Below are 11,423 nucleotides of genomic sequence, written 5' to 3' on the forward strand. Positions count from 1 at the left end.
GTATCGATCAAGCGCAGAGCCCGCCCCCGCGGGTCCAGGAGCGCCGCATGAAATTCCACATCCTCGGCATTGCCGGCACCTTCATGGGCGGCGTCGCCGCGCTCGCGCGCGAACTCGGCCATGAAGTCGAAGGCAGCGACCAGGCGGTCTACCCGCCGATGTCGTCCCAGCTCGAGAACCTCGGCATCGCGCTGAACCAGGGGTACCGCCCCGAACACATCAGCGCCGACTGCGACGAGGTCGTGATCGGCAATGCGCTCTCCCGGGGCAATGCCGCGGTCGAGCAGGTACTCGACGACGGGCGCACCTATACCTCCGGCGCGCGCTGGCTCAGCGAACACCTGTTGCCGGGGCGCGACACGCTCGCGGTCGCGGGCACGCACGGCAAGACCACGACCACCACGATCCTCACCTGGCTGCTGGAGTCGGCCGGCCGCCAGCCGGGCTTCCTGATCGGCGGCGTCGCCGAGGATTTCGGCGTGTCCGCACGCGTCGGGCAGGGCCGGGAGTTCGTGGTCGAGGCCGACGAGTACGACACCGCGTTTTTCGACAAGCGCAGCAAGTTCGTCCACTACCGGCCGCTGGTCGCGATCCTCAACAACCTCGAGTACGACCACGCCGACATCTTCCCGGACGTGGCCGCGATCCAGCGCCAGTTCCACCACCTCGTGCGTACCGTGCCGCGGCGCGGGCGACTCATCGTCAATGGTGAGGACCGCCACCTGGCCGAGGTGCTCGCGATGGGGTGCTGGACGCCGGTCGAGACGTTCGGCCTGGATGCGAGCCAGGTTCCCGTTGCGGCCCCGCGCGAAATGCACGGCGATCGTGCGGACGAGCGCGCCGCAGCGCAGGCCGCGTTCACCTGGACCGCGCGACTCATCGCCGAGGACGGCAGTGCATTCGCGGTGGTGCATGACGGCGTCGAGATCGGCGACGTGCGCTGGCCGCTGCTTGGGCGGCACAACGTCATGAACGCGCTGGCCGCACTGGCGGCGGTGAATGCGGTCGGCGTCGACGCGGCCTCGGTGCTGCCGGCGCTGGCGAACTTCCGCAGCGTCAAGCGGCGCATGGAAGTGATCGGCGAGCACGGCGGCATCACCGTCTACGACGATTTCGCCCACCACCCGACCGCGATCGCGACCACGCTTGCAGGGCTGCGCGCGAAGGTCGGTGCCGCGCGGATCGTCGTGGCGATGGAGCCGCGCAGCAATTCGATGCGGTTGGGCGCGCATGCGGACGCGCTCGCGCCGTCGCTCGACCTCGCCGATGAAGTCGTATTCCTGCACCGGCCGGAGCTCGCGTGGGACGCGGGCAAGGTCGTTGCCGGGCTGCGCGGGCAGGGCGCGACCGTACCCGACGTCGATCGCATGATCGCGCTGCTGCGCGAGCGTGTCCGAGCCGGTGACCATGTCGTGTTCATGTCGAACGGCGGCTTCGACGGCGCACCGCGCCGCTTCCACGCCGCGCTCGGTCAGGGCTGACCTCGGCTGCGGCGTGGCCGCAGCGAATGCGGTGACGCTGCAGCTTCACGCCAATGTGCGCGCAGCCGCGCTACTCCCCAACCAGCGCCTGCCACGTTCTTGCCAATGCCGATCGAAACGCTGCCGCTGTTTCCACTCCACACCGTGCTGCTGCCGGGCGCATCGCTCGGGCTGCGCGTGTTCGAAGCGCGTTACCTCGACCTGGTGCGCGAGTGCGGCCGCAGCGGTCGGACGTTCGGCATCTGCCTGATCCTCGAGGGTGCAGAAGCGTCCGGGCCCGCGTTGCCCGCCGCGGTCGGCACCGAAGCGGTCATCGAGGATTTCGATACGGGTGGTGACGGGCTGCTGACGCTGAGCCTGCGCGGCGCGCGGCGGTTCCGCGCGCGTCGGATGCGGGTGCGCGACAACGGCCTGCAGGTTGCGGAAATCGAATGGATCGACGAACCCCCTGCCGGCTCGGTTCGCCCTGAGCACGCGGCGTTGGTGACCGTACTGCGCCATATGCTCGAACGCCGCGGCGGCGATCACGCGCGCGCGGCAGGCTCGTGCTTCAACGACGCGGCCTGGGTGGGCTGGCGCCTGGCGGAGCTGTTGCCGCTTCCGGACGAGCAGCGCCAAGCGTTGCTGCAGATCGACGATCCGCACGAACGGCTGGAACTGCTGCTGTCACTCGTCGGTTGATTGCCGCGGTGTCGCGGTCCGGATCCGCAGCACTGGCGCGCTTCCCTGCGGATGCAGGGATTCGCGCGTGTCGAGGTCGGTGACCGCACGGCGCACCAGTGCATGCGCGACGCCGTCGTCAGGCTCCGGCCGCCATAGCGACAGCAGGCCCATCGGCTGGGTCAGCACCAGCGTCTGAGTCGTGCCGAGCCACAGCGGCTCGTGTTCAAGCCGCACTGGCGCCGGCCAGAGTCGCAGCGCGTGCAGCCTGCGGCCGTCGGCATCGGGGCGAAGCATCAGCAGCGTTTCGGCACGCGCGTCGAGCGTGGCCGGCAGCACGGCGGGGCGTTCGCGCCCGGCGTCATCATCAAGAAGCGCGACCGCGTCGACCCAGGTCGCCTGCGGCTGAATCCGCCAGCCCTGGGCTTGCAGTCGCTGGCGCACCGGGTCGAGCGGGCCAGCGATCTGCACGTCCAGCGCCCAGCGGCGGCGCGGGTCGCTCTCATTACGCTGCGCCGGCAGTTCCGCCCAGCCCGACTGCCACCAGTCCGCTGCTGCGATCACGCGGTCCGGACCGCCCGGGGTGAAGCGATCGAGCACGGTGTCGGCAGCACGCGGCGCATGCCAGAGCGCGGCCAGCGCGAACGTGCCGTAGAACAACCAGCTCAGCGGGTGGATCCAGAACGAACGCGCGACGTGGCGCCGGTACGCGATGCCGAGCGCAGGCAGCCAGACGATGCCGAACAGCATGCCGCCGACCAGATCGCTCGGCCAATGCGCGCCCAGGTAGAGCCGCGCGAACGCCACCACGGTCACGACCGCGCCGGCCACGAGGTAAGGCCAGACCCGTGTCCGACCCGGCAGCTCACGCGCGATCAGCACCGCGAAGAAACCGAACACCACCGTCGTCATCGTCACCGCGACCGACGGAAAGCCGAACCCGGCGGGCGCTGTATCGGGACGCGGCATGTCGATCAGCGCAGCCAGCAGAGAAGTCAGCGTCAACCCGAACACCACCGCTGCGATCCAGTGTGCCGCCGCCATCCAGCGGCGGCGCCACAGCAGGTAGCCCAGCGCAACCAACGCCGCCGGGCCGAGCACGTACTGATCGCCCAGGCTTGCAAGGCCGGCCATCAGGCGATCGGCAAGCGGGTTGCGCAGGTTGTGCATGAAGGCATGCACCTGCAGATCCAGCGCCAGCGGTCCGCCGCTGGCCAGCAGCGAGGCGAGCAGGGTGAACCAGGCCCAGCTGATCGCCAGCAGGCACACCGCGAGCAGCAGCAATGAAGGCGATTCGGGACGGTTCGGGTTGATCAGTGCGCCCGCGTAGCGGCCCAGGCGCGGATGCTCGAGCGTCCACTGCAGCGCACGCGCAAGCAGGCTGTCGGCGTGCTCGGCAAACCAGCGCCAGGTGTAGAGCACGCAGGCCCACACCAGCGCGACCGCGGCCAGCAGCCCGCCGAGCACCAGCGCGAGCCGATCCGCGACGGCGGCTACCGCGTCGTACGAGGCGCCCAGCACCCAGCCCGGGGCGAGGAACAGCACCGCCCAGCCGATCGATGCCGCGGCACTGGGCAGCGCATAACGGCGGAACGGCACATGCAGCATACCCGCGATCGCCGGCACGAACGGCCGCACCGCCCCGACGAAGCGCGCGGTGAAAATGCTCTTCGTGCCGTGGCGGCGGAACATCGTCTCGCCGCGATCCAGCCACTGCGGATAGCGCGAGAATGGCCAGCGCTGGCGCAGCTGTGCCCCCCAGCGTCGCCCGACCCAATAGCTCAGCGCGTCGCCCGTGAATGCGCCCGCCGCTGCGCACGCCGCCGCGTACGGACCGTTGATGTGCCCCAATCCCACCAGCGTGCCCACCGCGATCAGCAGCGGCAGCGCCGGAACGACGATACCGATCACGACAATCGCATCGCAGAACGCGATCAGCGCGATCAATGCGCCGGCCGCGACGGGATGGGTGCCGATCCACTCGATCGCGGCATTCAACCAGGCTGAGTCCATCCCTCCATTATGGCAGCGCCTGCTGTACCGACGGCTGGCCCCCGGCGCGCGAGGCCGTACACTTTCGCGATGCCTACACCCGCTTCGGAAGTCGCCGCGCTCAAGGCCGACAGCTTCGGCCGCATCGCCCTGATGCGCGATGCCTCCGGTCTGTTCGTCCGCCGCGACCTCGGCTTCGTTCCTTTGTGGCTGCGCCTGCCCGCGTGGTGGCTGGCGCGGCGCGAGGCACGTGCGCTGATCGCGGTCGCCGGTCTGGCGGCAATGCCCCAGCTGCTGCGCTGGGACGGGCGTCGGCTCGATCGCAGCTACCTTGATGGCGCCGCGATGTACCAGCGCCCGCCGCATGGTGACCTCGCGTACTTCCGCAGCGCGCGCCGGTTGCTGCAGCAATTGCACCGGCGCGGAATCGCCCACAACGACCTCGCGAAGGAGGCGAACTGGCTGGTGCTCGCCGACGGCGCGCCGGCGATCATCGATTTCCAGCTGGCCGTGCGCGGCGCGCCGCGATCGCGCTGGATGCGCCTGCTCGCCCGCGAGGACCTGCGCCACCTGCTCAAGCACAAACGCACTTACTGCCCGCAGGCGTTGACGCCGGTCGAGCGGCGCGTGCTGAAGCGCCGCTCCTGGGTGCGCGAAGCCTGGTTTGTAACCGGCAAGCCCGTCTACCGGTTCGTGACCCGCCGGCTGCTGAAGTGGGAAGACAACGAAGGGAAGGGGCCCAAGCCCTAGTCCACCTGACTCCGCGCCTGTCGACGGACGTAGCGCAGCCCGCGCCCGTCACCGCCACGCGATTGCATCGCGATTCCTTCCACCGGGAGATCCCATGTCCCTGACCGGCAAGACCCTCTTCATTACCGGCGCCTCGCGCGGCATCGGCCGGGCCATTGCACTGCGCGCCGCGCGCGACGGCGCCAATGTCGCGATCGCATCCAAGTCTTCGGTCCCGAACCCGAAGCTGGCCGGCACGATCCACTCCGTCGCCGCGGAGGTCGAGGAAGCCGGTGGTCAGGCGCTAGCGCTGCGCTGTGATATCCGCGACGAGGACGAGGTGCGCGCCGCGGTCGCGGCCACCGCCGACGCGTTCGGTGGCATCGACATCCTGGTCAACAACGCCAGTGCGATCTGGCTGCGCGGCACACTCGACACGCCGATGAAGCGCTTCGACCTCATGCAGCAGGTCAACGCACGCGGCAGTTTCCTCTGCGCACAGGCCTGCCTGCCGTGGCTGCTGCAGGCGCCGAACCCGCACATCCTCACGCTCGCGCCGCCACTCTCGCTCGATCCCAAATGGTGGGCGCCGCACACCGGCTACACGCTCGCGAAGATGGGCATGAGCCTGGTGACGCTCGGACTGGCGGGCGAGTTCGCCGGGCAGAACATCGCGATCAATGCGCTGTGGCCGCGCACGATCATCGCGACCGATGCGATCAACATGATTCCCGGTGTCGACCCCGCGCGGTGCCGTCGGCCCGAGATCGTCGCCGACGCCGTGCATGCGGTGCTGACGCGTCCCGCACGCGAACGCACCGGGGCATTCCTGATCGATGAGGACGTGCTGCGCGAGGCGGGCGTCGACGACTTTTCGCAGTACGCGATCGATCCGACGCAACCGCTGTTGCCGGACCTGTTTCTGGACGGGCCATCCAACGAGGAGTGATCCGATGAGGTATCTGCACGCGATGGTGCGCGTCCGCGACCTCGACCAGTCGCTGCGTTTCTTCCGCGACGCGCTCGGCCTGGTCGAGACGCGCCGCCGCGATTACCCGGAAGGCCGCTTCACCCTGGTCTACCTCGGTGCGCCGGAGAACCCCGACACGGGGATCGAGCTGACCTACAACTACGATGTCGAGGATTACGGCAGCGCGCGCAACTTCGGCCACCTTGCATTCGCGGTGGACGACATCTACGCGACCTGCGAGCACCTGCTTTCGCAGGGCGTCATCATCAACCGCCCGCCGCGGGACGGCCGCATGGCATTCGTGCGTTCGCCGGATCTGATTTCGATCGAACTGCTACAGAAGGGCGAGGCGCTGCCGCCCGCCGAACCGTGGGTCTCGATGCCGAACACCGGCCAGTGGTAATCAGGGCCGGCGCACGTACATCTCACCCCATCCGCGCGGGCAGCTTATTGCCGCACTGCCGGCAATGCCGGGCGTCGGGGTCGTGGCCCTCCAGCCCGCACTCGGGGCAGCCACGCGAGTCGCGCTTGCTGGTATGCGAGGCCTCGCGCAGGCTGGTCGCCAGCTCCGCGGTGTAGATGCCGGTCGGCACCGCGATGATGCTGTAACCGATCAGGATCAGCACCGATGCGATGAAGCGGCCGAGCGGCGTCACCGGTGCGATGTCGCCGAAGCCGACCGTCGCCATCGTCACGATCGCCCAGTACATGCTGGTCGGAATGCTGTTGAAGCCGTGCTCGGGTCCCTCGACGACGTACATGATCGCGCCGAAGATCACCGCCACGGTCAGCACGGCACTGAGAAACACGAAGATCTTGCGTCGGCTGCGCCAGAGCGAGCCGATGAGCATGCCGCCCTCGTCGACGTACTGGGTCAGCTTGAGGATGCGGAACAGCCGCAGGATGCGCAGGATGCGCACTGCAAGCAGGCTCTGGGCACCGGGCACCAGCACGGACACGTAGGTCGGCAGAATCGACAGCAGATCGATGATCCCCCAGCTGCTCAGCCCGTAACGCACCGGTCGCCTGACCACGACCATGCGCGCGATGTATTCCAGCGTGAACAACCCGGTGAATACCCACTCCAGCACGTAGAGCTCGCGGCCGTACTTGCTGTGATATTCCGGCACGCTGTCGAGCATGATCACGGCCACGCTGGCGACGATCGCCGCGATCAGCGCGAGGTCGAAGTTGCGCGCCGGTGGCGAGTCATGGCGATAGATGATGTCGAACCAGCGCCGGCGCCACCCGGTTTCGGTGGCGGGGTTGAGCTGGGGATCTAACAGCAGGCGCATCCACTATCTCCGGACCGGCTTACCGCGGGCAGGGCGATCGGTGACAATAGCGGCCCGGTGCACTTGCCGCGCTGCGTCCGACGACCAATGGCTGAAGCCGATACCGATTCGTTGTACGGGTTGTTCGAACACTACTACGTGCCGGTGTACCGGCCGCGTCGCATCGTACTCGACCGTGGTGTGGGCTCCCGTGTATGGGATCGTGACGGTCGGGAGTACATCGACTTCGGCAGCGGCATCGCAGTCAATGCACTCGGGCACGCGAACCCGGTCTTGGTGGCGGCGCTTACCGAGCAGGCCGGGCGGCTCTGGCACACGAGCAACGTCTTCCTCAGCGAGCCACCGATCCGCCTTGCACAGGCGCTGGTCGAAGCGTCCGGCTTCGCACGCCGTGCATTTCTGTGCAACTCCGGCACCGAGGCGAACGAGGCAGCGATCAAACTCGCCCGGCGTTGGGCGGCCTCGCAGGGTCGCGCCCCCGAGCAGCGCGTCATCCTGAGTTTCGAGGGCAGCTTTCACGGACGCACGCTCGCGGCCGTCACCGCCACCGCTCAGCCGAAATACCAGGAAGGGTTCGAACCGCTCCCTCCGGGGTTCCGCTACAGCGCGTTCAACGACCTGGCGGCTGCCGAAGCCGCGATGGCCGCAGGCGACGTCTGCGCAGTGCTGGTCGAGCCCGTACAAGGCGAGGGCGGCGTCACGCCGGCGTCCGAGTCCTTCCTGCGAGGGCTTCGCGCGTTGTGCGACCGGCACGACGCATTGCTGATGCTCGACGAAATCCAGTGCGGGATGGGGCGCACGGGGCCGCTGTTCGCGTTCGAGGGCTATGGCGTCGTGCCCGATGCGGTCACGCTTGCGAAAGCGCTCGGTGGCGGATTTCCGGTCGGCGCGCTGCTCGTCGGTGAAAATGCCGCAGAAACCTTGCAGTTCGGCGCGCACGGCACCACGTTCGGCGGCAACCCGCTGGCCGCGGCAGTCGCACTCGCCGCGCTACGGGTGCTTGATTCAGACGAGCTTCGCGCCAACGTCGAACATCAGTCCCAGGCGCTTCGCAAAGCGCTGGCGGCGATCAATGGCGAACTGAACGTCTTCTGCGAAATCCGTGGCCGCGGTCTGATGCTGGGCGCGCAGCTCGCGCCGCGCTATGCGGGTCGGGCAGGCGAAATTCTTGAGCGCTGCGCCGACGAGGGGTTGTTGCTGCTGCAGGCGGGGCCCGACGTGCTGCGTTTCGTGCCCGCGCTCAATATCGAACAGGGTGACATTGCCGCGGGGCTGACGCGGCTTGATGCCGCGCTGCGCGCATTCGTGCGCGCATGACGGCCCCGGTTGCTGCGCCAATAGGTGCGGCCGCTCGTTACTCGCGCACCATCGCGAACGCCTCGCGTGCAGCGTTGACCGTGTAGTCGATCTCGGCCGCCCCGTGCGCGCTCGAGACGAACCCGGCTTCGAACGCGGACGGCGCAAGATAGACACCGCGCTCGAGCATCGCGTGGAAGAAGCGATTGAAGCGGCCGGTGTCAGATGCCAGCGCGTCGGCAAACATTTCGACCGGGCCTTCCCGGAAGTACAGGCCGAACATGCCCGGTGCGCGCGTTGTGTGGAACGCAACCCCGGCCTCGCGCGCCGCCGCCTCCAGACCGTCGCACAGCGCATGCGTCGATTGCTCGAGCGCGTCGTGGAAGCCGGGCTCCTGGATCAGCTCCAGCGTCGCGAGCCCGGCGGCCATCGCAACCGGATTGCCGCTGAGCGTGCCTGCCTGGTAGATCGGGCCGCTTGGGGCGACCTGCGCCATCAGGTCGCGGCGGCCGCCATAGGCGCCGACCGGCATGCCACCACCGATGATCTTGCCGAACGTGCTGAGGTCCGGCGTGATCCCATAGCGCTGTTGGGCGCCACCGAGCGCAACCCGGAACCCCGTCATCACCTCATCGAAGATCAGCAGCGCGCCGTGCTGCGTGCACAGCTCGCGCAGGTGCTGCAGGTAGCCCTCGCGCGGCAGGATGCAGTTCGCGTTACCTACGACCGGCTCGATGATGAGCCCGGCAACCTCGGCACCGAACTCGGCAAACAGCGCGGTAGCGGCGTCGAAGTCGTTGTAGGGCAACGTCAGCGTGAGGTCGGCGAGCGCCGCCGGCACTCCGGGGGAGTTCGGCAGTCCGAGTGTCATGACGCCACTACCGGCTTTGACGAGGAAGCTGTCGCCATGCCCGTGGTAGCAGCCCTCGAACTTTACGATCCGGTTGCGCCCGGTCGCGCCGCGCGCCACGCGGATCGCCGACAGCGTCGCCTCGGTTCCGGAGTTCACCATCCGCACCATCTCGCAGCTCGGCACGATGCGTGTGATCGCTTCGGCCATCGTGACCTCGAGCGCGTTCGGCACGCCGAAGCTCAGGCCGTCCCGCATGGTGCGCGCAACCGCATCCAGCACCTGCGGATGGGCGTGGCCGGCAATCATGGGCCCCCACGAACCCACGTAATCGACGTACCGATTGCCGTCGACGTCATAGAGGTACGCCCCCTCCGCGCGCCGCGCGAAAAATGGCTCGCCCCCGACCGACTTGAACGCACGGACCGGCGAGTTCACGCCGCCGGGAAGCAGCCGGGACGCGCGGGTGAAGAGGTCGTGCGAGTGTTCGTTGTTCATGGGGTTCCTGTCATTCGGAGGCGTTATTCGGCGCCGTTGAAGCGCCGGGTCGCGTGAAATGCCGCGCATAAGCGCGGACCGCGGCGGCCGGGTCGTCGGCGTCGACGATCCCGCTGATCACCGCCAGCATGTCCGCACCGGCCTCGACGAGCGGGCCCGCATTGTCGGGGGTGATACCGCCGATCGCTACCCGCGGCACTCCTAAATCGGCGGCGGCCTGCAGCACGTCCAGTCCGCATGTCCGTGCCAGGGGCTTCGTCCGAGAGGCGAAGAAGGCCCCGAACGCGACATAGCTCGCGCCAGAGGTGACTGCAGCCCGGGCACGACTCAGCTCGTCGTAGCACGATGCGCCGATGATCGCCTGTGCGCCGAGCGCCTGCCTCGCAAGCGCGACATCCCCGTCTTCGCCCCCCAGGTGGACGCCGTCGGCCCCGAGTTCTGCTGCCAGGCGCCAGTCGTCGTTGATGATCAGCGGCACGCTGCTCGCGCGGCAAAGCGCAAGCAGTTCTTTTGCTTGCTGCGCGCGCAGCTCCGCCGTGGCCTGCTTGTTCCGGTACTGCAGAAGACATACGCCGGCGTCCAGCACCTGGCCGGCTCGATCCAGCAGCAGTGCGGTGTCCGTCAGGTCGGCCGTAATCGCATAGACGCCGCCTTGCCGCCAGCGAGAGGTCATATGGGTGTCCTTCCGTCGTTCGCGGGCCGATGGGACAATGCCGGCCCCTCACGAGCATTATCCGTCCATGTCTGAAGCCCCCGCGACCACCGAATTCCGCACCTGGATGTGCGTCGTCTGCGGCTTTGTCTACGACGAAGCACAAGGAATCCCGGAGGAGGGCATCCCCGCGGGGACCCGCTGGGCGGACGTGCCGGACACATGGACATGTCCGGACTGCGGCGTGACGAAGGACGACTTCGAAATGATGCAGCTCTGATCGCTACCGGACAGTAATGCCCGGGCCGAACAGGATTTCGGTCCCATCCTCGAGCTTCATCTTGGCGGCTTCGCCGGCGTTGAGCTCGAGCACATAGCGGGCCGGTGCGTTGCTCGGATACGGCGGGCACCGGTCTCCCGCAGTGCATGGCGGTACGTCCCTCTGCTGGGACACCAGCTTGCGGCTGCTATCGAAGTACAGGATGTCCAGCGGGATCCGCGTGTTTTTCATCCAGTACGCCTGGGGCTCCTCCTCCTCGTGCAAGAAGAGCATCCCCTGGCCGGCCGGAAGCACATCACGGAACATCAGGCCTCGCGCTCGCTCGGCGTCGTCGTCCGCGACCTCGACGGTGTATCGCTCACCTGCAAGCTCGACCCAGTTCCCGCTTCCCGATGCGCATCCGGCCAGCACCAGGCCAGCGAGCCCAACAATAATCTGCGCTTGTCGCATACCGCCGCCTCGCTCTTGTGTTTGTCGCCAGAACGGTGGAACCGCGTCTCTCCCGAGTCAAGGCACTCACCTCGTGCCGCGCTGACCAGCCAATTACGGCTGGCGAGGTTCGTGAACGTTTCACATCGGAATCGCGCGACATCTGATTACCCCCTTCCCACGGCCCCCGGGATTTGTGCAGAATGCGCGCCCCGGCACCGAGTGGCTCGCGGTAGGAGCTGAACGGAGTCGGGGGCTGGTGACGGCGAAGTGGATTTAGCGCTTGTCATG

General features: G+C 68.1%; 12 protein-coding genes. 7 read left to right on the forward strand and 5 right to left on the reverse strand.

Annotation, left to right across the window (positions count from 1 at the left end; genetic code table 11):
* Positions 1–47 precede the first annotated feature (47 nt).
* Both ACFFGH_RS19210 and ACFFGH_RS19215 read left to right on the forward strand, forming a co-directional pair.
* Positions 48–1,481 (forward strand): Mur ligase family protein, encoded by a 1,434-nt coding sequence (locus tag ACFFGH_RS19210; protein ID WP_386671222.1) that lies wholly within the window; start codon positions 48–50, stop codon positions 1,479–1,481.
* 105 nt (positions 1,482–1,586) lie between these two features.
* The gene (locus ACFFGH_RS19215; protein WP_386671224.1) at positions 1,587–2,162 is read left to right on the forward strand and encodes an LON peptidase substrate-binding domain-containing protein; all 576 of its coding nucleotides are present in this window, start codon (positions 1,587–1,589) and stop codon (positions 2,160–2,162) included.
* On the opposite strand, the gene ACFFGH_RS19220 is transcribed toward ACFFGH_RS19215, so the two are convergent.
* A complete protein-coding gene (locus tag ACFFGH_RS19220) occupies positions 2,148–4,154 on the reverse strand; it encodes a VTT domain-containing protein (RefSeq protein ID WP_386671226.1) in 2,007 nt (668 codons plus the stop codon). The genes ACFFGH_RS19215 and ACFFGH_RS19220 overlap by 15 nt on opposite strands.
* A gap of 69 nt (positions 4,155–4,223) precedes the next feature.
* On the opposite strand from ACFFGH_RS19220, the gene ACFFGH_RS19225 reads away from it, so the two are divergent.
* The 3 genes from ACFFGH_RS19225 (at position 4,224) to ACFFGH_RS19235 (ending at position 6,235) form a co-directional block, all read left to right on the forward strand.
* The gene (locus ACFFGH_RS19225) at positions 4,224–4,883 is read left to right on the forward strand and encodes a protein kinase family protein (protein WP_386671228.1); all 660 of its coding nucleotides are present in this window, start codon (positions 4,224–4,226) and stop codon (positions 4,881–4,883) included.
* 94 nt (positions 4,884–4,977) lie between these two features.
* Complete coding sequence (locus ACFFGH_RS19230) at positions 4,978–5,811, forward strand: SDR family oxidoreductase (protein WP_386671230.1); 834 nt, start codon at positions 4,978–4,980, stop codon at positions 5,809–5,811.
* A gap of 4 nt (positions 5,812–5,815) precedes the next feature.
* Entirely contained in the window at positions 5,816–6,235 is a 420-nt protein-coding gene (locus ACFFGH_RS19235; RefSeq protein WP_386671231.1) for a VOC family protein, read from the forward strand.
* A gap of 22 nt (positions 6,236–6,257) precedes the next feature.
* Here the strand turns inward: ACFFGH_RS19235 and ACFFGH_RS19240 are convergent, their stop codons facing one another.
* Positions 6,258–7,127 carry an ion transporter gene (locus ACFFGH_RS19240; RefSeq protein ID WP_386671233.1) on the reverse strand — a complete coding sequence of 290 codons (870 nt, stop codon included), beginning with the start codon at positions 7,125–7,127 and terminating at the stop codon, positions 6,258–6,260.
* Positions 7,128–7,214: 87 nt separating this feature from the next.
* Here ACFFGH_RS19240 and ACFFGH_RS19245 point away from each other — a divergent pair, with 87 nt between their 5' ends.
* On the forward strand, positions 7,215–8,444 hold the full coding sequence (locus tag ACFFGH_RS19245; protein WP_386671235.1) for an acetylornithine/succinylornithine family transaminase: 1,230 nt from the start codon (positions 7,215–7,217) through the stop codon (positions 8,442–8,444).
* 37 nt (positions 8,445–8,481) lie between these two features.
* Here ACFFGH_RS19245 and hemL read toward each other — a convergent pair whose 3' ends face one another.
* Positions 8,482–9,771, reverse strand: a complete 1,290-nt coding sequence (gene hemL, locus ACFFGH_RS19250; protein ID WP_386671237.1) for a glutamate-1-semialdehyde 2,1-aminomutase — start codon at positions 9,769–9,771, stop codon at positions 8,482–8,484.
* 10 nt (positions 9,772–9,781) lie between these two features.
* Positions 9,782–10,444, reverse strand: a complete 663-nt coding sequence (gene thiE / locus ACFFGH_RS19255) for a thiamine phosphate synthase (RefSeq protein WP_386671239.1) — start codon at positions 10,442–10,444, stop codon at positions 9,782–9,784.
* Positions 10,445–10,511: 67 nt separating this feature from the next.
* Here thiE and ACFFGH_RS19260 point away from each other — a divergent pair, with 67 nt between their 5' ends.
* Positions 10,512–10,703 carry a rubredoxin gene (locus ACFFGH_RS19260; protein WP_386671240.1) on the forward strand — a complete coding sequence of 64 codons (192 nt, stop codon included), beginning with the start codon at positions 10,512–10,514 and terminating at the stop codon, positions 10,701–10,703.
* A gap of 3 nt (positions 10,704–10,706) precedes the next feature.
* Here ACFFGH_RS19260 and ACFFGH_RS19265 read toward each other — a convergent pair whose 3' ends face one another.
* Complete coding sequence (locus ACFFGH_RS19265) at positions 10,707–11,153, reverse strand: DUF192 domain-containing protein (protein ID WP_386671242.1); 447 nt, start codon at positions 11,151–11,153, stop codon at positions 10,707–10,709.
* Between the last annotated feature and the right edge of the window lie 270 nt (positions 11,154–11,423).

The sequence above is a fragment of the Lysobacter korlensis genome (assembly GCF_042434515.1).